Origin of the sequence: Flagellimonas oceanensis (assembly GCF_003992595.1) — a bacterium.
GTDB classification, from domain to species: Bacteria; Bacteroidota; Bacteroidia; order Flavobacteriales; family Flavobacteriaceae; genus Flagellimonas; species Flagellimonas oceanensis.
Genome location: NZ_RZNA01000040.1, coordinates 367,980 through 389,173 on the forward strand (window position 1 = coordinate 367,980; position 21,194 = coordinate 389,173).

General features: G+C 40.9%; 22 protein-coding genes. 15 read left to right on the plus strand and 7 right to left on the minus strand.

Going from position 1 to position 21,194, the window contains the following annotated elements; all coding sequences use genetic code 11:
- Positions 1 to 2 precede the first annotated feature (2 nt).
- Positions 3 to 758, plus strand: coding sequence for a sulfite exporter TauE/SafE family protein (locus EO132_RS11435; protein WP_127137977.1), 756 nt, complete (start codon positions 3 to 5; stop codon positions 756 to 758).
- On the opposite strand, the gene EO132_RS11440 is transcribed toward EO132_RS11435, so the two are convergent.
- Entirely contained in the window at positions 755 to 1,102 is a 348-nt protein-coding gene (locus tag EO132_RS11440) for a winged helix-turn-helix domain-containing protein (RefSeq protein ID WP_127137978.1), read from the minus strand. The two genes, EO132_RS11435 and EO132_RS11440, sit on opposite strands and share 4 nt — an antisense overlap.
- A 163-nt stretch (positions 1,103 to 1,265) precedes the next feature.
- Between EO132_RS11440 and EO132_RS11445 the strand changes: the two genes are divergently transcribed.
- From EO132_RS11445 to EO132_RS11460, 4 genes are all read left to right on the plus strand, one after another.
- Positions 1,266 to 1,811, plus strand: coding sequence for a hypothetical protein (locus tag EO132_RS11445; protein ID WP_127137979.1), 546 nt, complete (start codon positions 1,266 to 1,268; stop codon positions 1,809 to 1,811).
- Positions 1,812 to 1,927: 116 nt separating this feature from the next.
- Positions 1,928 to 2,332, plus strand: a complete 405-nt coding sequence (locus tag EO132_RS11450) for a hypothetical protein (protein ID WP_127137980.1) — start codon at positions 1,928 to 1,930, stop codon at positions 2,330 to 2,332.
- A gap of 54 nt (positions 2,333 to 2,386) precedes the next feature.
- Positions 2,387 to 2,989 carry a hypothetical protein gene (locus EO132_RS11455; RefSeq protein WP_164732328.1) on the plus strand — a complete coding sequence of 201 codons (603 nt, stop codon included), beginning with the start codon at positions 2,387 to 2,389 and terminating at the stop codon, positions 2,987 to 2,989.
- The gene (locus EO132_RS11460; RefSeq protein ID WP_127137982.1) at positions 2,964 to 3,905 is read left to right on the plus strand and encodes an HTTM domain-containing protein; all 942 of its coding nucleotides are present in this window, start codon (positions 2,964 to 2,966) and stop codon (positions 3,903 to 3,905) included. The genes EO132_RS11455 and EO132_RS11460 overlap by 26 nt, the downstream gene beginning before the upstream one ends.
- On the opposite strand, the gene EO132_RS11465 is transcribed toward EO132_RS11460, so the two are convergent.
- Positions 3,902 to 5,896 carry a tetratricopeptide repeat-containing sensor histidine kinase gene (locus tag EO132_RS11465; protein WP_127137983.1) on the minus strand — a complete coding sequence of 665 codons (1,995 nt, stop codon included), beginning with the start codon at positions 5,894 to 5,896 and terminating at the stop codon, positions 3,902 to 3,904. The genes EO132_RS11460 and EO132_RS11465 overlap by 4 nt on opposite strands.
- Positions 5,897 to 6,096: 200 nt before the next feature.
- Here EO132_RS11465 and EO132_RS11470 point away from each other — a divergent pair, with 200 nt between their 5' ends.
- The 5 genes from EO132_RS11470 (at position 6,097) to EO132_RS11490 (ending at position 9,974) form a co-directional block, all read left to right on the plus strand.
- Positions 6,097 to 6,441: a hypothetical protein gene (locus tag EO132_RS11470; RefSeq protein WP_127137984.1), complete on the plus strand. Its 345-nt coding sequence runs from the start codon at positions 6,097 to 6,099 to the stop codon at positions 6,439 to 6,441.
- 30 nt (positions 6,442 to 6,471) lie between these two features.
- Positions 6,472 to 7,164, plus strand: coding sequence for a hypothetical protein (locus tag EO132_RS11475; protein ID WP_127137985.1), 693 nt, complete (start codon positions 6,472 to 6,474; stop codon positions 7,162 to 7,164).
- 26 nt (positions 7,165 to 7,190) lie between these two features.
- Positions 7,191 to 7,892 carry a response regulator transcription factor gene (locus tag EO132_RS11480; RefSeq protein ID WP_205780357.1) on the plus strand — a complete coding sequence of 234 codons (702 nt, stop codon included), beginning with the start codon at positions 7,191 to 7,193 and terminating at the stop codon, positions 7,890 to 7,892.
- 114 nt (positions 7,893 to 8,006) lie between these two features.
- Entirely contained in the window at positions 8,007 to 8,624 is a 618-nt protein-coding gene (locus tag EO132_RS11485) for a hypothetical protein (RefSeq protein ID WP_127137986.1), read from the plus strand.
- Between the two features lie 24 nt (positions 8,625 to 8,648).
- Positions 8,649 to 9,974: a hypothetical protein gene (locus tag EO132_RS11490; RefSeq protein WP_127137987.1), complete on the plus strand. Its 1,326-nt coding sequence runs from the start codon at positions 8,649 to 8,651 to the stop codon at positions 9,972 to 9,974.
- Positions 9,975 to 10,127: 153 nt separating this feature from the next.
- Here the strand turns inward: EO132_RS11490 and EO132_RS11495 are convergent, their stop codons facing one another.
- Together EO132_RS11495 and EO132_RS11500 are read right to left on the minus strand one after the other, a co-directional pair.
- Positions 10,128 to 13,532, minus strand: a complete 3,405-nt coding sequence (locus EO132_RS11495) for a HEAT repeat domain-containing protein (RefSeq protein ID WP_127137988.1) — start codon at positions 13,530 to 13,532, stop codon at positions 10,128 to 10,130.
- A 175-nt stretch (positions 13,533 to 13,707) separates the two neighbouring features.
- Complete coding sequence (locus EO132_RS11500; RefSeq protein ID WP_127137989.1) at positions 13,708 to 15,435, minus strand: sulfatase family protein; 1,728 nt, start codon at positions 15,433 to 15,435, stop codon at positions 13,708 to 13,710.
- Positions 15,436 to 15,728: 293 nt separating this feature from the next.
- On the opposite strand from EO132_RS11500, the gene EO132_RS11505 reads away from it, so the two are divergent.
- Positions 15,729 to 15,956, plus strand: a complete 228-nt coding sequence (locus EO132_RS11505; protein WP_127137990.1) for a hypothetical protein — start codon at positions 15,729 to 15,731, stop codon at positions 15,954 to 15,956.
- 208 nt (positions 15,957 to 16,164) lie between these two features.
- Here the strand turns inward: EO132_RS11505 and EO132_RS11510 are convergent, their stop codons facing one another.
- Together EO132_RS11510 and EO132_RS11515 are read right to left on the minus strand one after the other, a co-directional pair.
- The gene (locus tag EO132_RS11510; RefSeq protein ID WP_127137991.1) at positions 16,165 to 16,929 is read right to left on the minus strand and encodes a nucleotidyl transferase AbiEii/AbiGii toxin family protein; all 765 of its coding nucleotides are present in this window, start codon (positions 16,927 to 16,929) and stop codon (positions 16,165 to 16,167) included.
- Complete coding sequence (locus EO132_RS11515; protein WP_127137992.1) at positions 16,926 to 17,213, minus strand: DUF6922 domain-containing protein; 288 nt, start codon at positions 17,211 to 17,213, stop codon at positions 16,926 to 16,928. Before EO132_RS11515 ends, EO132_RS11510 begins: the two co-directional genes overlap by 4 nt.
- 449 nt (positions 17,214 to 17,662) lie before the next feature.
- Between EO132_RS11515 and EO132_RS11520 the strand changes: the two genes are divergently transcribed.
- The gene (locus EO132_RS11520) at positions 17,663 to 18,259 is read left to right on the plus strand and encodes a hypothetical protein (protein WP_127137993.1); all 597 of its coding nucleotides are present in this window, start codon (positions 17,663 to 17,665) and stop codon (positions 18,257 to 18,259) included.
- 81 nt (positions 18,260 to 18,340) lie between these two features.
- Here the strand turns inward: EO132_RS11520 and EO132_RS11525 are convergent, their stop codons facing one another.
- On the minus strand, positions 18,341 to 18,736 hold the full coding sequence (locus EO132_RS11525; RefSeq protein WP_127137994.1) for a helix-turn-helix domain-containing protein: 396 nt from the start codon (positions 18,734 to 18,736) through the stop codon (positions 18,341 to 18,343).
- Positions 18,737 to 18,880: 144 nt separating this feature from the next.
- On the opposite strand from EO132_RS11525, the gene EO132_RS11530 reads away from it, so the two are divergent.
- From EO132_RS11530 to EO132_RS11540, 3 genes are read left to right on the plus strand one after another with little or no spacing between them, the layout of a single operon-like run.
- Positions 18,881 to 20,092, plus strand: coding sequence for a HEPN domain-containing protein (locus EO132_RS11530; RefSeq protein ID WP_127137995.1), 1,212 nt, complete (start codon positions 18,881 to 18,883; stop codon positions 20,090 to 20,092).
- A gap of 10 nt (positions 20,093 to 20,102) precedes the next feature.
- Entirely contained in the window at positions 20,103 to 20,459 is a 357-nt protein-coding gene (locus EO132_RS11535) for a hypothetical protein (RefSeq protein WP_127137996.1), read from the plus strand.
- On the plus strand, positions 20,456 to 20,803 hold the full coding sequence (locus EO132_RS11540) for a hypothetical protein (RefSeq protein WP_127137997.1): 348 nt from the start codon (positions 20,456 to 20,458) through the stop codon (positions 20,801 to 20,803). Before EO132_RS11535 ends, EO132_RS11540 begins: the two co-directional genes overlap by 4 nt.
- Positions 20,804 to 21,194: the final 391 nt, after the last annotated feature.

Consider the following 21,194-nt stretch of genomic DNA (forward strand, 5'->3'; position numbering starts at 1 on the left):
TGATGACGGTTGAATATCTTCCCATAGTCTTCTTTCTGATTGCATTATTCTACAGTTCTGTTGGATTCGGAGGTGGTTCTAGCTACTTGGCCATATTAAGTCTTTTCCTGACCGATTTTTATGAAATTCGTTCCACCGCACTCGTTCTTAATATTTGCGTTGTGACCATAGGAACGTTATTCTTCATCAAGAACAGGGTGTTTGACCTTAAAAAGTTTTGGCCTTTCTTGGTAGCTAGCATTCCTTTGGCTTATCTGGGAGCTCAGTTGCGACTTTCCAAAACTTCTTTCTTTTTAATTTTGGGTAGTGCCTTGGTTTTGGCAGGTATTTTCATGCTATTGCGTTTTGTAAAGAAAAAAATGGACACCAAGGAGTTTTCCAACCCTAAAAAGCTCTTGTTGGGAGGGAGTATAGGCTTGCTCTCGGGCATATCTGGGATAGGAGGAGGTATTTTCCTGTCGCCCGTATTGAATCTTTTAAAATGGGCCAATCCTAGGATAATTGCTTCATTGGCTTCCGTATTTATATTGGTAAATTCCGTGTCGGGTTTAATCGGTCTCAATGTAGCGGGAACTTTCAAACTGAACAATGCATTGATGCTACAGCTTATTGTTGCTGTTGTGATTGGAGGAAGTATTGGTTCTTATTTATCCAATAAAAAGTTCAATCTCAAGTTTTTAGGTGTGCTTACCAGTATTTTGGTGCTGTACGTAGGGTTCCGACTAATTTTGTTGCACGGATTTGGGGTAAAGATTTAAATGAGTCCCAAAAGTTCTTCCGTATGCTGCTGAACGGTTTCATTAATTTTATCGTTCATTTTTTGAAAGGTGGATAGCACTATCTTGCCAGTCTCCGTTAATTCTGCTCCACCTCCTTGGGTTCCGCCTTTGTGGAGTTTCACATAGGGTTGCTGGCCTCGTTGGTTCATATCTTCCACCATCGCCCATGCTTTACGATAGGACATGCCCATTTCCTTGGCCGCTTTGGATAAAGAACCGTTCTTTTCAATCATTACTAGCAATTGAGCACGTCCGGTGCCAAAGAATTTCTTTCCGTCAATATCTATCCAGCATCGTAGTTTAAGCTCTTTATTTGAGTCCATGGGTACCTTTTATCTTCCTTCAAGATAACCAAAACTCTTCAATTTTTTAATGTTAAGGTTTGACCTACGGGAAATCATGGATTTTTACATTCTATAAGATTTGATGGATAAACAACTAGGTATTGGTTTCTACTTTGCGAGCGTAACATTTAAAACATTCAAAATGAAAAAATCAATCCTCGTATGTGCTCTTGTGATGGTTGTGATTAGCTTCAATGCAAATGCTCAAAACTGTAATCAAGGGAAAAAACTTGCAGAAAAGACATGGGAACAGTTTGGCCCGTGGAAACCTAATTTCACACTGATTCCTTTTAAAAATAAGGTTCAAAAGGTTAAAAGGGCCTGGAACTGGATTTCATCTAATAGTGGCGCCAATATTGGACCACGGTTTTTGGAAACCGACGGAGGTAATGAAAGCGGCAGCATAACAGGTCAGACGAAAAGGACTTTTGTAACCCCTCCATCCTTCAACAATACCATGAAAATCACGATCAATAAATATGATGGACGGGCAGAAACCGGTGTGGTCATCTGTTCCCATGGTAGAGATGGGATAACGAAAACACTGAAAACCTATACTTTTCCGAATGATAGGAACGGAAAGACCAAGGTATTCACATTAACTGGCGTAAAGGGAAAAATCGTTAGCGTGGCCATGAGAAACAAGTCGGTTGCCAATAGGTTCAAATACCGAATCAACGCTAAATAGCTTAGAGAAAGTTCCCTCGGGGGCGACATTCCTTATCAGCTTTGGATGTCGGCATTTTGCAAGTGACCCAACCCTCTTAATTATTGGGCACGATTCACCTTAAAATACAATACATTATGAAACAAATCACACTTTTGGTAGTGGCAGTGCTATCCTTGACCTTTTTTTCATTTCAGGGTAGTCAAGAAAAGAAATTGGTTCGATTGAAAGATGGTACCTATCAAATGTCCCAGGTCGATTTAAAACCGGAGACTCTTAAAGAGCTTATGACCTACAAAGGATGGAAGGAAGCCAAACATGTTCAACCCACGAAAGAGTTCGATTTTTCTGAGTTTAGAGATGCCAAGGGGTGGAAAGAAACTGCGGTCTTGCACGAAAACGGTAGAACACTTGTTGTTCACAAGGAAGCGAAGAGTAAAAATTTTACGAAGACTTTGTACAAAACTAAAAATGTTCGTGTCCAGAACGAAGCTGAAGCTAGGGAATTCATTGATAAAACAATGGAATCCTATTTGAGATAGTTGTTTGCCAGGGTCCTAAAAGACCCTGGCTCTTTTTGTATTGCCATGCGAATATTGAACAAAATCTACGTAGCTCTCTTCGGGCTTATTTTTATGACCACACTGGTGGTCAATGTCAGGGGGACTATCTCTTCGTATACAGAGTTCTATCATACAGAGGATGCTGAAAAAAGAAAGCAGGAAAATATATTGTACCGTTCTCTTGGGTTTGTGGAAAATAAGGCTGTTTCAACTTTTTTATCCTACACCGGGATGGATACCGGATTTGGTTTTTTTGCACCAAACGTTGCCAGCGAATACCTTACCGAATTTACGTTGTTCTCAACAGACAGTACATTGATTGAGACTACTTATTTTCCTAACATGCACCAAAAGGAGAGTGTTTCGAGAATTAGGACGGCCTATTCCATGTTCGAGAAATATATGGAATCAGACCCGGATTCGCTTGAAATCAAGAGATGTGATATTTTTTTGAAAGGGCTGGCCTCCAAGGTACTGTTGGATAATGAACAAGCTGAATTTGTTAATGCAAAGGTTCAACTGTATCACTACCCAACTTTGGAACAATTGAAAAGCAATAAGACTATGGCTCCCATATATGTGTTTTTGAAATCAAAAAACTATACGCGCGATGAACTTTGGGAAAACTATAAATAATCAAGTTTCTAAAAACGCCATGTTCTTGGTGTTCTTTAGAGTTTCGGTGGCCATATTTGTCCTAGTGCATTTAATGGCCTTTTATAAAGATTTGCCCTATCTGTTCAGAGACATGGCCTTACTGCCCAACCCCATATCCGATTTGTTTGTTTTCGATACAATTTTGACCCATTTCCGGTTATCAGAGAGTTTGGGTTTCCCAATGGACGTTTATTTGAATTCCATCACATTGATTTTTCTATTGTTTACCCTATTATTGGCGATGGGGTGTATTACCCAATTTTCAGCTTTGGTCTTATTGATACTGCATATTGCCTTGCTCAAAACCAATGTGTTTTTCAATTATGGGGTGGATTACTTTACCAATATAAGTCTATTCTTTTTATGTTTTTTACCCTCTAATCTTTACGGTTCTTTGGATGCTATTTTATTTAAAAGGATGGTACTAAAGTTGCGGCCCAAAGTAGATTTCCAACTTTTGCGAAGACTATTTGGGATATTTATTTGCATTGCCTATTTCTTTTCTGGTTTTGATAAGCTTCTGGGCTATAACTGGCGGAACGGGGAAGCTATTTGGAAAACAATTACATTGCCCTACTTTAACTTGGATTTTAATTTGGGTGTTGAATGGTTGTCCGAACACCAATGGCTTTTGGCACTAATCGGTTGGTCCGTAATCCTTGTTGAAATGCTTTACTTTTTAATCAATGTGAAAGCGCTTCGAAAGTATTGGTTGGCCACCACCATAGGAATGCATTTGGGAATTGCATTATTGCTTAACCTATATTTCTTTTCAACCCTGATGATTATTTTGAATCTTACCGCGTATTATGACTTCAGTGTAAATAAATCCTACAACTTTCACTTTGTTAAGTTGTTGAACGAAAAATACGCTTCACTTCTTAGGATTCGTTAGGCCAAGAAATTAATATTGATAGTGGTTCCTCGTCCTTCCTCACTATCCCAGTCAATTTCTCCATTCAGGTAGGCAACGCGACTTTCGATATTCTTAAGTCCAAGGCCCTCTTTGTTTTTGGACTGTTGGGGATTAAATCCGACTCCATCATCCTCAACGGTCAGGAATACCTGCTCGTTGTGCGCATATAGCTGAATAAATATGGACTTTGCATTGGCGTGTTTTTTAATATTGGAAACGATTTCTTGTACCAGTCGGTATACCATGACTTCCTTGGTGGCATCCAATTTTGGGAGCTTGTTTATTTCCAGGGTTACCTCATAATTGTCGATGGTCAATCTATCGGCCAAATCCTTGATTCCATCCCTTAACCCAGAAACTGCTAAGGTGTGCGGCACCATATTGTGCGAGATTCTACGAACTTCATTGCAAGCATAGTCAATAAGTTGTTCGGTTTTGTCCACCGTTTCTTTGTTGGTTGAATGGTTTTCGGTAACCGCGATATAATGGGACTTAACGGAGCTCAGTAGGCTTCCCAATCCATCGTGAAGGTCCTTGGCAATGCGGGCACGCTCCTTTTCTTGACCTTCGATCATACTGTTCATGGTTGTGATTCTGTTCTGTTGTCGCAGTTTCACGATTTCTTGTTCCTGAATCGCTTGTCGTTGCGCAGTGATGGTTTTTTGGTAGATCAAGCGCTTTCTAAGGAAAATGGAGGCCAATAGACCAAAAACCACCAAAACACCAACTCCCCATAACATAAGCTTCTGTTGTCGGTTTTTCTTGGCAATCAACAACTCTTGCTCCGCTTCCCTTTTATCAAATTCGTACTGCATGCCCAACCGGGTAATTTTTCTAACGTTCTTCTCGTTGAAAAGGGAATCCTTTAACTGCGTGTACATTTCAAAATTCCTAAGGGATGCTTCATAGTTTCCCAACTTGCTTTCGGTTTTGTAAAGACAATCACACGCTTCAATTTTTGTTTCTATTTCATCCATGGCTTCTGCGAACTCCAGGGATCGTCTACAATCGGTCAAGGCTTTTTCAAGGTTGCCTTGCTCCAGATAAAGCAATCCTCTTTCGGCAAGGGCAAGCATTTCTCCATGGGCATATTGTTTGTCCCGACTGGTGGTAAGGGCCTTGTTGAAATAATTCAGCGCACTGCCCACACTATCAAGCTGATAAAGCGCCCTACCGATATGATAGTTGGAGACCGCTACAAATCGCTCTGGAAGCTTTGCCTCAATTTTCATTTTTTTGGCATCGTAAGCAGTTTGAAGGGCTTCCTCATAGCGTTTCATTTTATATAGCAGTTCCCCTTTATTACTTAGGATTATAGCCGTGTTGGGAAGCGCACGCTCGTCCTTAGTGGCTAAATTATAGGCTTCATCATAATTTTTCAGCGCGTTTTCGTAATCATCGATTTTAAGATACAGATTGGCCAGACTATTGTAAAGCACCAGTTTTTTACCCGTCAATTGGTTCTTTGCACTATCATCCAAACCACTTTCATCAATCTGTTCCAAAATGGCTTTGGCTTCCAATTGCGTTGCCAAGGCAAGTGTAACATCGCCGGACTTACTATAAATGCCGCCCCGAGTTGAAAGTATGGATGCTTTGAGCATTTGATCTTTGGTTCCTAAATATTCGTCTGCAAGGTCCAAAGAGGTAAGGCTGGAATCGATGTTGGCATTAAAAAAATGGTAGTTCCCCAAGGCATAGTAACTATTGGCCAGTAACAGTGCATCTTCATTTGTTTTTGAAATTTGAACGGCCTTCGCTATCAATTTTTTGGTGGGTGGTACATATCGGTTTTGCCCTGAATAACGCAATAGCCCCAACACTTTTTTAGAGGTGTCTTCCTCATGTGTCAAAATGGAATCCAAAAATTCCGAAACTGGATCTTGGGAGAATGAACTGTTAATGGCTAAAAGGAACAACAAAAAAGTAAAAAACAACTGTTTTTTACGTTGGGGAAGAACGAGCATCATTAATATTCGGTATGAGGTTGGTTTGAACGGTCAATTTAAAAAAATATCAGTAGTAGCTGCTGTATAAATCGTCCAACCCCCAAAAATCTATGATTTCATGGATTTTTTTGGAGTACAAGAATTGAGGGAGACCGAATCAATGAGGTTGGTATAGTTTGCCGTTGTTTTTAAAATATTAGATAACCATTAAAACCTCAACCATGGAATTGTCACTGAACCAAACCGCAGATGTGGAACAATTAAAACAAAAATTGACCACGGCTTTCCCTAACTATAAAATAAAAAGTCCTTTACTGAACAAAAAAATAATCAATGTGGTCAATGGTCCCGTTATGGCCATTATAATCCCAAAAAATAATAAGGTAAAGGTAGTGGGGAACATTAATTTAATGCTACCATGGATGTTCGTGCTTTTTGTGATTTTAATGGCTTTGACCTTAATTGGCGGGCTCATTTTTTATGGGGTAATGTATTATGTGAAAAAAGAGGATTTCAAGTCTCTTGAAACCGAAGTATCCCAATTTATCTCCAAAGAATATATTTAAAACCAAGCTATACTAAATACTTACCAAAAAATGAGAACTCTTTTTATATTGCCCATATTGGGGCTACTGCTAATTTCGTGCAATACGGACAACCAAAATGCTACCTTGGACAAGATTGCTGAAAACTATGAAGCCAGTGTGTCCTCCTCAAGAGAATTCCAAATGAACGATGAAAACAACGAAAGTTATGAAGCTTTTAAAATAAAGCTTACCAATAGCAAGATGTTGGATACCTTACGCCCCGATTTGGTAAGCCCATCCGTGGCCATGATGTTGCTTGATGGATTTACGAATGAGGAGAAGGAAGAGTTCGGATACATTATCGTGGAAACGGTAAACTCGGAGACCGGAGAATCCACCGTTTACAGATACGAACCGGAAACTCTTGGACCTTACTTGCAAAAGGCGAAGGTTTTCACAGAGTTTTCCAAGAACATTGTTGAGGAAAATTATGAAGCGGTAGTAAAAAACGTAATCGAAGAGTACCGGAAACCAACTTTGGGGGTTGAATTGGGCAATTTCATGAAAGCCCTCATCGATGAGCATGGGAAGATTACAGACTATAAACGAACCACATTGAGATTGCACACCGGCTCGGACGGGGAGGAGCTTTGGGTGTATGATGGGGTGCTCAATTTTGATGATGGATTCAAAAGACCTTACCATATAACCACATCCACCAAGGTTGGAGAACCCTATGTGTCTGGTTATCAGTTAGACTAGAAAGAGTTTTTATTTTAACCAACGGTATGTCTATATTTAATGGGAAAACCATCAACCAACCACTTAAGATCGCCAACCGACCAATGATCAATGTTTTTATTATTGATGACCATCAAATGGTTATCGAAGGATTCAAGTTATTGCTGCAGAATGAAGATGACATCAAAGTTGTTGGTTCTGAACTAGACGCTAAAAAAGCACTTCACAAATTACCCGAAATCAATCCCGATGTAATTCTGTTGGACATCAATATGCCCGGTTTAAATGGTATTGAGGCCTGCAAAAAAATAACCAAGTTAGGCCTGGAATCCAAAATTATAGCCATAACCATGCATAAAGAAAGTAGCCTGATCAGACAAATGCTCAATAATGGATCAAAGGGCTATGTATTGAAGAATGCAGGGAAAACGGAATTGGTGGAAGCCATAGAATCCGTTTTTGCAGGAAAGACCTATTTGGATGAAACATCCAAGGAGATTGTATTCAATATGATGACCAACGACAAGAAAATCAAGGAGACTTCGAGTCTGTTCCCAAAACTTTCCCGAAGGGAAAAGGAAGTACTTCAATTGATTTTGGAGGAACATACCACCCAAGAAATAGCGGACAAGCTCTTTATTAGTTTTGGTACCGTGGAAACCCACCGCAGAAACATGCTCATTAAAACCGGTACACGAAACACCGCCGGTTTGGTAAAGGTGGCTTTGGAATACGCCCTACTTACCTAGGAGATATGTGCCGTCCATAAAAAATTACCTGTTTTCATAGATTTTTTCGCCCCAATGGAATTCTTGGATATCCCAAAAGCGGCAACATCCTAATTTGCGGTAAACAGCAAATCAATGGATATTAAAATTATTGGAATCGTCGGTGCTGCCGCGATATTGTGTTATCGACTTTACTCAGCCTATCAAAACTATGCCCGGCAGCGAAAAGAAAGGGCGACGGGGACGACTACAAATCGTTCCCGGAACATGAAAGGAACCATTGGCATACCGCAGAAGTATTCCCTGGACCTTCCCGTACATATGGAAAAGGTATACGATCTAAATGACACTGCGAACCTACAGCTTCTGAATGAAGAAAAAGAGCTTTACGCCATAGTTATCGATGAATCTGCAGGGGAATTTCAAACTGCACAGCGTAAGTATGGAGCTTACCAAGATGGACTTTCCGTATTGGAAAACTATGAACAGATTCAGCTGGCATCGTTCAGACACGACATGAAGGTTATTTCGGAAGAAGAATTGTCCATAGGAATCGTCAATGCCAATAACAGAGGGCTGCAATTTGATGCTCAAATAGCTGACATTCCCTTTCCTATATCTTACTACACGCTGTTCGTTGAAAAAAATGATGACCTATACTTTTTGGTCGCTTGGACACCCATTGGCATGAAAAAAGAGAACTGTACAAATATCCTGAACCTATTAAGGTCCTTTCGTCCATATCAACAATAATCAAATACTAATATTAAATATAAAATGAAGAATCAAATTTCAACCGCAATCATTCTTTTAGTAACGTTGAACTGGGGTGTATCCCAAAACACATCTCCCAATTTTTCCAATGAGGGCAGGGATTGGTTTATAAGCAAAACAACCGGTTCAGGTCAAATGGGGACAAAAGAGCGTCCCGCCAAAGATTTGGGTAACATTATACATCATCTTAAACCCAATGATCGCATTCACATAGCAGAAGGGATTTATTTGAGCAAAGGTTCCAGTGGGGCCGATGAAATCAATGTGCCCGTTAAAATTTACGGAGGTTACGATACGTCTTTTACTACGCGCGATCCCTGGGATGCCCACAAGACCATTTTTACGGGAACCAACGAGTATATGAAATCCACACAGCCACGGATCTATATCCGCACTGATCAGCAACGGGAGAACAATGGGCAAAAGTCAACAGGGTCCGAGATTGTTGTGGACGGTATTATCGTGGACCATGGGCCGCGAAACCGTTATCATTTGGACAAGAATTTGGCAATAAGGAGAAAGGCAAGTCCTAAAACCCAACAGAACCCATCTCCCGAATCAGGAGGTATTGTTATTGTAGGTAGCAATTTCACTAACGTTGCTGTTCAAAATTGTGTGGTCATGAATACGGCACCGACCGAGGGAGCTATTTCCGTACGTGTTTTTAAAGGAGGACAAGGCATTATCCAGAACAATTTTTGCATCAACAACACTGGCTATGGCATCCAAGCCCGCACAGGTTATATGGGTTCGGACGAATCCCTATTGCCTAAATTTCAAATCAAGCACAATACCGTACTCTTTACTTGGAAACATGACCCCATTGCTTCTTACGGAGGGGATGCCCTCGCCATAGATCAAAATTTGGTGGCTTCGATAGAAAACAATGCCTTAGGCTACGGACACATGGGTGGCTTGTACAATAAAGGAGCCAAAATCACTATGAAGAACAATCTGTTCACAGGTAACGGAAAATACGATTATCGTGAAATCAATGATAAAATGGCTGTCGCCGACATATTGGACGAAGCAATGTATTTAGACCCAATGAGTGATGGAAACCAAGGTTTATTGATAAAGATTCCCGTGGCAGAACGTTGGGCAGAGATTTATGCTAGTAGACAAGAAATCAGTAGGGAAGAAGTGGATGCTGCTGTGACAGTACCCAATACAGGTGCCAATCAATTACGAAGTATTTTCGGCCTTAACCTTCAAGGTTCTGGAGTTGCGATGGATGCAGAAATATTTTTGCCTCTTATTACTATTGATGAAGCGCTACCAGCCGGACGTTATCCTTGGGATGAAATGGGATGCAACATACCAAAATAGATAGCCCTAAAAATTGTGATAAAGGCCTTGTGTATAGCAACACAAGGCCTTTATTTGTTTATGGAACAGTTTGTACTTCGCCGCGTACCAAACTTTGTGCTAAGCTATGCGATATCATACAATAAAACTCTCCTAAGAAACTTCTTATATTGCTTATTCCTCTGTCTTTAGGTTGCTTAAATACTCGATGAGGTCGCGTAGTTCCCTTTTACTGATCATTTTACCCATCGCAGGCATTCCCGAAGGTAAATTTCGCCTTGTTTGAATACGTGAGTGTGCTACTTCAAGCGGTTCGGCATCCGAAGTGCGCAGTACTAGGCTTCCTTCGTTCTCTTCCTCCAAAAGCCCTGTAACTTCCTGTCCGTTGGTCAATGTCAAGGCTACGCTTCCGTAACCTGGAGCTATTCGTTTGGAGGGTTCGATCAAAGCTTCCAATATTTGCTCCCGGGTCAACCTGTTGCCGATATCGTCCATGGGTGGACCTACTTGTCCGCCAGAGCCGTTCAATGCATGACAACGCACACATTGTGCCGTGGGGTTGCTTGTGAACACGCTTTGTCCGTTCCACCAACTGCCGCCATACAAGGTTTCTGCATAAGCATCCGTACCATAGCCCTGATTGTTTAATGCGGCTAGCTCTTTTTTGACCATTTCCGAGTCTTTGTTGGATGCAGCTTCCATTACATCGAGCATTACAGCTTCATCAATACCTCCGCGTGCAGCTTTTTGTAGGACTTCGGATAATACCACTTCGCTTTTTTCCACGGGCATTTCTGCGAGGACTTGCAGTAAGGCTTGTTGTTCACCAACCCCACCTTTACTGAATATTGGATTTACCACGGCGGGCAATTCCTCTTTTGTCAATGAAAGGTCGCCAATCAACGTCACGGCAGTTCGTCTAACCTGTGCATTTTCATCGTTCATCCCCATGCGCATTACCTGAGCTAATTGATCGTAGTCTATACTGCCCAATGCATTCAGGGCCTCCGCTCTCGCTTCGGGAGAAGAGTTTGTGCGAAGGAGTTGTACCAATCGGTCTTCATGTCCTTTTAGTTGCAAGGCGGACAACAACTTCAATGCGCCTACAAGTACTTCTGGATTATCGTCAGCCAAAAAATCGGACATACTACCTGATACTTTGTCTTGTATGGGTTCCAATGGTCTTTCTTTTTCTCCCAAATGATAGCCGTCCACGCGGTCCATTACAGATGGCGATGTCCACGTACTCAAAGCGGCCAAGGACTCACCTCGTAATTCGGAAGGAGCATCTTCATTCTTGGCATATGAAATCAAATTATCAAGTTGATTTTCGCCACCCACTCGAAGCGAAGCATTAATAACACGCCGCATTAAGGGTTCGGAACTGAATTTTGGGTTTTCCAATAGTGCCGCCAAATCGCCAAGGGCTTCTTGAATCCCCTTATCATCATTAATGGCTCGTGCAGCTTCGGTAACAATGTATTCATCTGAATCCTTTAGAAACTGAGCTACTTCTGGGCGTTTCATTCGGCGTAAAGCCAAAACCGCAGCAATTTTCAGGGAACGATTATCACTATTGGCCAATTCAACCAAAGGTTGGTAGGTTCCGATTCTGGATAGTGCCAAAACAGCAGCATGACGTAGATAGACATCTTCATCCGCATTTTCCACTACCAGATCCAACAATGGTTGGACGGCATTTTCCGCTTCAATTCGTCCCAATGCCTGGGCAGCAAAAAACTGTACCCGAGGATTTTCGGAATCGAGTAAGGCTATCATTTTATCACTTCCTTCTGAATGATACACATCGCCAAGAACCTTTAAGCTTTGTGCTACAATTTCTGGGTCGTCATCATTTAAGAGCTCCACTAAGAGGTCAGCCTTATCGATATCATCGCCTGCTTGTTGACCAAGACCCCAAATGGCGTGGATACGAGCCAATTGATTCTCGTCTTCTTGAGCGACTTGTTTTAATTTGCGATGACCCCAGAAGGTGCTTTTTGCCAATTCAAACTGTGCTTTTTGGCGGATGCGCATATCCGGATAATGCAATAGGTCTACAAGTTTATCATTGTCCAAATCAGAAAAATCAGTGGTCATCCATTTTTGGGTCTCTTTGCGTTCTTCGGCCAAATCGTTTTCCGAATCGGTAACATCCAGTTTCCAAACTCTTCCAGAGTTTTTGGTGTCCCATCCATTGATCCAATCGGCGAGGTAAAGGGCGCCATCAGGGCCAAACTTGATAGCTGTTGGCAAGATGCCACTCAACATATCCACTTCGGATTTAAGTTCGAACGAAGCTCCTTTTGGTTTTAAATCGAAAGACCATATATGGGATAGGGCGGGGTCGCCCACAAATTCCACCAAAAAGAATTTATCTACCCAATCGGAACCCAAAGCGGTACCTGGGTTAAAAAGCATTCCTGTAGGCCCATTGTGGTAATTCATGATAGGAGGGATGATATGGGCCGCTTGACCTTCCCATCTGGGTAGGTATAGTTTTTCGTCCATCCAAACCTTGTACTCGTTGTTTTTTGGGTCGGTGTACTTTCCATATTGCCAATTGGAGCGCCATCCTGCATCCGAACCTTCAACAATATGTACAAGGCGTTCACTTTCTCCTCTGTGATCCCCATCATTATCGGAGGAAATGATATTACCGTATTTATCAAACACAAATTCATGGGTGTTTCGAAGTCCGTGGGCGAATACCTCAAAATCGGAACCATCAGGATTACTGCGTACAATCACACCTTGGTTAGAGTAAGGATATCGATTTCCATCTTTGTCGGTAATATTGGCTCCAATATCGCCTATACCCCAGTAAAGTTTGCCATCTGGGCCCATTACGGCACCTGACATGCCGTGACCGCCAAAACCAATATGGACGCCAAAACCGGTGGCCAAGGAAGTTTTGGCATCAAATACTTCATCGCCATTGGTATCTTCCATCAGCCACATATCAGGAGCAATTCCAACGAACAACTTTTCGCCATCAACCGCCAAAGCGTTGGCCACATCGCTTTCCTCGGAATTAAAATCGTGAACGACACGAGTCGCTTTCTCTGCAACACCGTCATGGTCGGCATCTTCCAAGCGCCAAACTTCATCTTCTTCCACTGCTAAATCCATCCAATCGTGACTGCCATCATTATTGAGGTCTGGCAACCAAGAGTTTTCTTCACTTTTTTCAGGAGCGAAGGTTTCGTGCAGAAAGGCTTTTCTATCTGCGACGGTTTCAAAACTGTTGGATGCTGTCATCCAATCTCGATAACCTCTAATATCGAATTCAGAGTTTTTTTGTCGGTTGGTACGGGTAAAAAAGATACGACCTTGTGCATCGATATCCATCGCGATGGGGTCGGGAGCAAGGGTGTCGGGAGCCCAGAGATTGAGTTGAAGCCCTTCCGCTAATTGTACAGAGCCTATATTTTCCGCTTCAGCAACCTCATTATTGAGATAAGCTGAGTCCAATTCGATAGTAATAGGGGTTTCGGTTGGTTTTGTTGGTTGTTTTTTACAGGAAACTATAATGAGCAATCCAAGCAACGTGATTGCAAACACAGGTTTTATGCGCATCGTTTTTTATGGTTTGATTTAATTATGACGGAAAAGGTATAAAAAATGGGCAAACACCCTAGCATTGATTTGTTAGTATTTTGGTTTGGCTTGAAAACAACTTGCCTTAGAGATGTAAAAGAAACTAATGAGAAAAGCCCCAAAACGGGGCTTTCCAAATGATGGTTATTTGTTGTTATTCCTCCTTCTTGGAACTTTCCCATTTTTCCACAATGGGTTCCAATATATCGTCTTCCACGCCCCATACCTTGCCTTCTTTGGCGAGTGGCATAAATTCATCAATATATTGCTGACTTATGGCTTCAGAATCGCCGTATTGTTCGCGTAGTGCATCAAGTTTTTGGTGCAAGTCTTTTTGAATATCGGCGTAGGCGGGGTCATCATAATAATTTTGCTGCTCCAATGGGTCTTTTTTTCTGTCGATAAGCTCCCAATAGTCCAAGTCGAAATAATAATGAATCAATTTGTAGTCCTTGGTAATAACGGCATAGTGCCTGTTCACATTATGTTCCGAAGGATGTTCGTAATAATGGTAATATACAGCATCTCTGTCCCAGTTCTCCATATCGCCCGTTAGCACGGGAACCAAGCTCTTTCCCTGCATGTCGCTAGGCTGTGGAGCTCCAGCAATATCTAGGAATGTTTGGGCAAAATCCAAGTTTTGGACCAGCTCATCCGATACACTCCCTGCCTTTACACGATTGGGCCAAGAAACCAACAATGGTGTTTTTAGGCTTTCGTCGTAGACAAATCTTTTATCGAACCAACCGTGCTCGCCCAAATAGAATCCTTGGTCGGAGGTATACACGATAATGGTATTCTCCATCATATTGTTGGCTTCCAAGTAATCCAAAACACGACCTACGTTTTCATCCACGGATTTGATGGTGCCCAAATAGTCTTGCATATATCGTTGATAGCGCCATTTGGCGATATCCTTATCCGTCATGTTGGGATATTGTTCTATAAAGTCTTCGGCAACTTTTTCGTAGGCGGCATCAAAATTGGCTCTTTGGATGGAATCCATTCGTTCCAAGGAGTTTTCAAACCTGCCCCTGTCAAAACCAATCACTTCTTCCAAGCCTAGTTGATCCATAACTTCTGGATATAGTTTGCTATCGTTGGCCCAGCCCATATTACCGTCAATCTTCATTTGGGCAACTTTCGCAGCTGGCATACCTTCGTGGTCATCGAACAAAGTGGCGGGCTCTTCAAATGTTTTTTGGGTGTATTCCTGCATGTGTCTTTCCGCCATAAACCAAGAACGGTGCGGTGCTTTGTGAAGGTACATGAGCATAAAGGGTTTATCCTCTTGGCGCTCATTGTCCAGCCAGTCTAGGGTCATATCCGTAACAATGTCGGTCACGTAACCTTTGACGTTGATTTCCCCTTCATCTTTTGTGATAAAGTCAGGGTTGTAGTAAGCACCTTGTCCGGGTAAAATTTTAAACTGGTCAAATCCTTTAGGATTGTTTCCAAAATGCAATTTTCCGAACATAGCGGTTTGGTAGCCTGCTTTTTGAAGTAATTGCGGGAAAGTTACGTTGGTGGTATCAAAAGGGGATACATTGTCCACTTTACCGTTAACGTGAGAGTGTTTTCCAGTCAATATAGTGGCTCTGGAGGGTGCACAGATAGAGTTGGTAACACTTGCATTGGTAAATAACATCCCCATTTCCGCAATTCTATCAATGTTCGGGGTTTCTATCAAACTGTTGTCATAAGCAGAAATCGCTTGGTATGCATGATCGTCTGACATAATGAAGACGATGTTGGGTCTTTGCGTTTCTTCCTCTTTGACCTCGGATTTACATCCTATTTGCAGGCTCAGACAGAAAGCGAAAAAAAAGAGGATTGGAATTTTTATTTTCAGGGTTTTTGGTCGGTTGATTTTTAAAGACATATTAGTTTGTTTAAGCTAATCACGTATTTTGGGTAAAAGATAGGCAATTCAACATTGTTTTATTGCGAATAACCCAAAATTTAAATGATTGCTTTGGAAACTGGTGAATACACGGGCTGCGTTGCAATAAAGAAGATTCCTTTCCCAAGCTTATTTTTTAGAAAGTGTCATCAAAGCATTAGAAACGATCCAGGTATAATCAGCGAAAGCTTTCTCTGATTTAACAGCAATTTCACTAAAAACAAAAAGCGTTTAACTATTTTTAAATAACATTGAACAATAAAAAGAAAAACATGAGAATCTCTGTAATGGACTGGATTGGTTTGACCACCCTGATTTTAGTAACGGTCACCATTTTTGCCGCGATGGACTTGGCCTTCAATTGGATATTTTATTTGACCGTATTGGGGCAGGTATTTCTAGTTATTACTGTTTATAGGGTCTTGAGGGACGATTACACCACCGAAAAGACCTTCAAGGATTTTTATGAAGATAAACCCATGCCTGGAAATGACCCTTAAAAAAATTCCCAGATGAACCGCATTTCCAATACAAACAAAAAGCCCGACATAATTGTCGGGCTTTCTTTTGCGGAGGAAGAGGGTCTGGTTGAAATGGAAAAAATCCCATGTTTTTAGGCTCTTTCAATGGGTCAAAATTTTGGCACTACCGAAAGGGACACCTTTTTAACTATTTTTTAACATTTTAAGGCAAAAATAAGCCAAATCTCTACAAATCGTATCCTTTGGGTTTTGGATATTCCAATCCCAACTCCCTGTATAATGCTCTAACCTTTCTTAACCAGCTATATCGTGATTCCTTCCATGTTTTACTTTCTTCCATAATCTGTATTAGATCCTGTGAATGGGATGGACGTGAGCCGGAAACCTTTCTAATTTCATCAAAGGCGATCAACAGCTCTGGTCGTTCAATAGGACTTGTTTCTTTGTCCAAATCAAAAATGGTTTGATATTCCTCTTTATTAAATTTCTTTTGCTTGACTTCAAGATGGGTATATAGATTTGGTAACGGTATGGTATCGGTTATGAAGTCCAAATCGAAAATATCTTTTTTGGATGGTCTGTTACTGGCACTCATCAATTTTAAAAGACCTACATCTTTGGCGGATAGCAGTTTGACGCCATCAATGATCTCTATGTCATCCAATCGTTGAAAATTCTGTAAAACCTCAACTTTGATAAAGGCATCTTTCTGTTTTATAAAAAAACGCAGAAAAACAAATTGGTCATTTATTTTACAAGGATAATCGATGCCAGTCACATTATTACCATAAAATTGGGTTGCTTCTTCGGCGATTTTCTTAAACCCATTTATGCCAATAATTTCATTTGTGAAAAGGTCAATATCAACTGAAACACGGTGTTTATAGCGCAAAGCCAGATTGGTGCCTCCTCCCAAGGCAAATTTCTCTAGGGTTTTGAGTAGTTGTAGTTCTGTTATGGTTTTGGCAAGTGCAGGACTAACGGCACTCATAAAGCAAAGCGAGCGAAGGATTTGGCATGGTATCTTTTGGCAACCAATTCACAAACGGTGTTACTGATACGTTCTTTGGTGCTTCTTAGCGTTTGTAAAATCTCATTTTTAGAATATAGTTCTTCCAGACGCTCAATATCATCAATAAAAGTATCTTCGGTAGAGGCAAATAAAGCTCTGGGGATAATAAGGTTTTTATCCCTTTGAGGATTTAACCTGGTCATATCCACGTCCCAAAAAAGGTATTTTGGGAAAATAGCGGTTATATTTTGCCTTCTGTTCATGACGTAAAGGTACAAATCAATTTCTTATTTAACGTAAATCCATCAAATTCAGTGCCATGGTCATATTGTAAAATGAATTAATGAAACGATATGATGCGAAAAAATACGGTAATGATACGATGATTGAAAACTATCTTTGACAAATGTGTATTGAAAGAGGCAATAAACTTTGCTACTTTCCACAAAGTGGAAATTCAAGATGTGTCATTGTCATGACAAATCTTGCTTTTGCTCCCGAAGGTTGCAAAAGATAAAGTAAAAAAGGAACAACTAAAGTCAATAAAACTAGGCTAGCCAATATTACAATCTCTCTTTTTTAGGTTGATGTACTTTCTATTGGTTTTTCCATTTTTGATTGGTGCAATGCCATACAGTTCCGAAAGTGCGTAAGAATTATCTTTGAATGGAACAGTTTATTATTTTGGTTGGCACTATAAAGGGTTTTTATAATGAAAGAAAGCGTTTATGTAATGGCAATGGAAATTGGAAGTGAATTTCCAGATGGAATTACTTTTGATGAGTTAATAGAGAAAATCGAGAAAAAGTCGGGAAAAACAATATCAATCAATGCAAAGTATGGCCTTGTGGAATGGTTCGTGGAAGCATTTACAACTGATGACCGTATTAGAGCAAGTTCACATAAGCCGTTTGAAACTTACCGTACTATGATTCCATCATATTTTAGAGATAAACGAGACTTTTACTTACCGGCATTTCAGGATTTTCAACGAGCAAAGTTTGTGCTGTCAGGAAAGACCTTTAAACAATACATAGATTATTTGGAGTTAAAAGAGTCAAGAGAGCAGGCTTTGAAAGCGAATAGGACAGCTAAAGTTTCCATATGGATTGCTATGATTACTTTACTTGCATCTACAATTATTCCATTGTTTTCAAAGCCAATCCCGCAGCCTCCCTTTGAAGTTGAGGTAATTGATGATAAGACACAAAACCAAGCTTTGGAACTAGAAATAAGAGCATTGAAGGAGGAATTACAAAGGGTCGAGACGCTAATTCAAACTTATAAATCTGATACATTGAATGATTAAATCTAAGATAAAGCGAACGAAACGAAGTGAAGTGTTGCAAGCCCAAATCTTACCGAAACTAATTTACTGAGCGAGGCAAAATCACTTTTTATTTAGAAGCTTCTCCAAGTAAGCAACTTTATCTTTTTCAGCTTGGACAAGACGTTCATACAATTCAACCACTTTATCCAATGGATTAAAATTTGGCTGAACATTTATTGCGTTGATTGTAGAACTGTCGTTACTGGTAAAAGTATTTGAAATAATGTTCAGAACATTCTCTTCAGAAAAATTTTCAATACCTTCTTTAGTAACCCCCAAAGCCTTGGCAATCTCTTCCAGTTTCACATCATCCACCTTCTCGCTGTTCTCAATGTTGGAAACGGCCTGTTGGCTGATACCCAGTTCCTCTGCAAGGGTTTCCTGTTTCATCCCACGGAGTTCCCTGATCCTGCTGATCTTTCTGCCTATATGGTTGTTCTTGGTCTTTGTCTGCATATCTCAAATATAGGGTGTTTCGTACAATAATCCGGTTGTAAAATACAAAACAGTTTCAATAAAATACAAGTGTCCATGGTGGGGTACTTGGGAATGTGGCCTTAATATGGTCAGTGATTCTCGAACCCTTTAAAACACAATTTTATGAAATATGACACAAACATACCCGAAAACTTTGAAAAAGCGGAAGAGCTGTCCGAATTGCTCGACAGCATCCTGAACATCATTACCATTGACAGTGCTTTTTTGTCCAGCAAGCAGAAGGAGGGCAATACCGAATACTATTTTCTTACCCTATTTGTGGATGTCAACAATGATCCTCTCCCTAATGAGATCCGTTCCCTAGTAGCCAAAAAAGGGAAAAAGCATCCCGATTTCAGGATAAGGGTCTACACGGAAAGCCAATCCGAGATAGGCCTTGAAAGGGGTTCGCTCTATTTCTTGGAACACTGCTGTCTGGGGGAAACTGTTTTTGCTCGCTTACAAGGAGGAAACATTATGGATTACCCCTCAATGGCATATGAGACCCTTGTCAAGAGGGCCATTCGATATCATAAATCGGAATTGGCAAAAGTAAATGCCTTTGCCAATACTGCCGACATCCTGATAAAGGAAGGGGATCATGCCATTGCCACCTTCAACATGCACCAGGCCTTTGAGCTTTCGTTCCGCTTCATTGAACAGATGTGCATAGGAAGGAGCATGGTAACACACAGTATCATCAGCCATATCAATTACTGCAAACATTTCTTTCCCACCCTACAGCCTTTTTTGGAATCTTCTGAGCCAAACAGCAATGAACTGTTGCTCCTATTGGAACATGCCTATAGCGTTGCCCGATATGGCAATGAATTTGAGATCACAAAGGTACAGGCCAAGGCCATCCAAACACAAATGAAGGATTTCATCCAAGAAGTCGAATCCATTTTCCATAGGCATCTTGATCAGTGCAAAGACCAAATTGAGGGAATCGGAAAGGATTTTGAGAAAGAATTCCCGAAAGCGATCGAGAACGCGGGGAACAATGATGAGACATCATTTGTTCGTCAATTGAAGGAACTGGAAAAAATGTGTTTCCATGCCTTGAAGCCCTATCTCCCTGAAAAGGGATTGTACAGCACGGAACTCATTACCGAGGGATACTGTGAAACCTCCTATATGATCTCGGATCTGATCAAGGTCTGTATCACAGCTTTGGAAAACGAGAATTTCTCGACACGTTCCGTTCCCCAACCCCACAGTAATATTAGCGGGGTTCTCGGATATATACTTGACCTGATCCCCCATGATGAAATGGAATTCTTGGACAAGGCCAGAAAACTGCTTTCGGAACAAAAGACAACCACAATCCAATAAATCCATTTCCATGAAATCAAAGAAGAAAAGGTTAAAGACCTTGGAAGAGATACAACAGCTCAGGAACAATCTTTCGGGACTGTTGGGGAACAAAAAATCCATCGATCCCAATAGAAATTATGTGACTTTCGAGGTCAGGGACAACAACCATCTTTTGACGCAGATCATCAGTCTTTTGGAGGTTTGCGTGTTTGCCCTTGATGGAGAGGGAATGATGTTGTTTCCTGCCAACCAAAATGCATCAAAAGAGGACAGTGTGATCCAAGTATTGGAAATGGTATTGAGCATCCTTCCGGATAGCCAATTGTACTTTATGGACAAGCTGGACGAAAAGCTGTCAGAACTTGAAAACAAAAAAAATCCATGAACCCAAACGAAGAAAAGCTCCTAAAGGATTTAAGATTCCACGGGAGCGACCATACTCCAACATTGGTTCCCCACCCATGGTTCAAGAACAAGTTCCAACCCACGTTCTTTTACCTTGACGGTCATGCCGACCTATTGTTGACCGTGCGAGCATTGCTATACCTTTCCATGAGGGCAATAAATCCAGAGCTTGGCTCGGATGAAGTAATGGAAAGGAACGAAGAGGAATTCATCCATCAGGCGATGACCATTGCAAACCGATTGATGCCGGTCGGGGAAGAAGCTTTGATGGATCATTTGAACCTATTTTATCGGGAAGAAAAGAAAGCCAAAGGAGACGTTTGATCTAGGAATTACAAAAGCATTTTTACCTCAAACAAGCAGTTGTTTTTATGATTTTTATGCTAAAAATTCCTTGATTTTACTGGGCTAAGAGCATTTTTACGCTAAAAATGGGCTTAACCCTTAAATTTCAGATGGTTAAAAGATTGAAGACATATCCATGCTTGATCCTAACGCCAAATAATCATTTTTTCATCAAAAATTCCTTGATTTTACTGGGCTGAGAGCATTTTTTCACCAAAAATGGGAAAATGGTCGCTAAAATGAATACCCCCATCGTGATACTGCTATAGATATTCTTGAACAAACCTCAAAAAAGCATTTTTCCGTGAAAAATTCATTGATTTTACTGGGCCGAGAGTACTTTTCCGTGAAAAACTCTTTAATTCCAATT

Bases quoted from the DNA above. Each gene is read 5' to 3' on its own strand.
- EO132_RS11510 (WP_127137991.1), bottom strand. From the start codon at position 16,929: ATGAGTGCCGTTAGTCCTGCACTTGCCAAAACCATAACAGAACTACAA.
- EO132_RS11440 (WP_127137978.1), bottom strand. From the start codon at position 1,102: ATGGACTCAAATAAAGAGCTTAAACTACGATGCTGGATAGATATTGAC.
- EO132_RS11460 (WP_127137982.1), top strand. From the start codon at position 2,964: ATGAACTTTGGGAAAACTATAAATAATCAAGTTTCTAAAAACGCCATG.
- EO132_RS11500 (WP_127137989.1), bottom strand. From the start codon at position 15,435: ATGTCTTTAAAAATCAACCGACCAAAAACCCTGAAAATAAAAATTCCA.
- EO132_RS11490 (WP_127137987.1), top strand. From the start codon at position 8,649: ATGAAGAATCAAATTTCAACCGCAATCATTCTTTTAGTAACGTTGAAC.
- EO132_RS11445 (WP_127137979.1), top strand. From the start codon at position 1,266: ATGAAAAAATCAATCCTCGTATGTGCTCTTGTGATGGTTGTGATTAGC.
- EO132_RS11450 (WP_127137980.1), top strand. From the start codon at position 1,928: ATGAAACAAATCACACTTTTGGTAGTGGCAGTGCTATCCTTGACCTTT.
- EO132_RS11465 (WP_127137983.1), bottom strand. From the start codon at position 5,896: ATGATGCTCGTTCTTCCCCAACGTAAAAAACAGTTGTTTTTTACTTTT.
- EO132_RS11525 (WP_127137994.1), bottom strand. From the start codon at position 18,736: ATGCAGACAAAGACCAAGAACAACCATATAGGCAGAAAGATCAGCAGG.
- EO132_RS11470 (WP_127137984.1), top strand. From the start codon at position 6,097: ATGGAATTGTCACTGAACCAAACCGCAGATGTGGAACAATTAAAACAA.
- EO132_RS11475 (WP_127137985.1), top strand. From the start codon at position 6,472: ATGAGAACTCTTTTTATATTGCCCATATTGGGGCTACTGCTAATTTCG.
- EO132_RS11530 (WP_127137995.1), top strand. From the start codon at position 18,881: ATGAAATATGACACAAACATACCCGAAAACTTTGAAAAAGCGGAAGAG.
- EO132_RS11485 (WP_127137986.1), top strand. From the start codon at position 8,007: ATGGATATTAAAATTATTGGAATCGTCGGTGCTGCCGCGATATTGTGT.
- EO132_RS11495 (WP_127137988.1), bottom strand. From the start codon at position 13,532: ATGCGCATAAAACCTGTGTTTGCAATCACGTTGCTTGGATTGCTCATT.
- EO132_RS11535 (WP_127137996.1), top strand. From the start codon at position 20,103: ATGAAATCAAAGAAGAAAAGGTTAAAGACCTTGGAAGAGATACAACAG.
- EO132_RS11435 (WP_127137977.1), top strand. From the start codon at position 3: ATGACGGTTGAATATCTTCCCATAGTCTTCTTTCTGATTGCATTATTC.
- EO132_RS11505 (WP_127137990.1), top strand. From the start codon at position 15,729: ATGAGAATCTCTGTAATGGACTGGATTGGTTTGACCACCCTGATTTTA.
- EO132_RS11520 (WP_127137993.1), top strand. From the start codon at position 17,663: ATGAAAGAAAGCGTTTATGTAATGGCAATGGAAATTGGAAGTGAATTT.
- EO132_RS11515 (WP_127137992.1), bottom strand. From the start codon at position 17,213: ATGAACAGAAGGCAAAATATAACCGCTATTTTCCCAAAATACCTTTTT.
- EO132_RS11540 (WP_127137997.1), top strand. From the start codon at position 20,456: ATGAACCCAAACGAAGAAAAGCTCCTAAAGGATTTAAGATTCCACGGG.
- EO132_RS11480 (WP_205780357.1), top strand. From the start codon at position 7,191: ATGTCTATATTTAATGGGAAAACCATCAACCAACCACTTAAGATCGCC.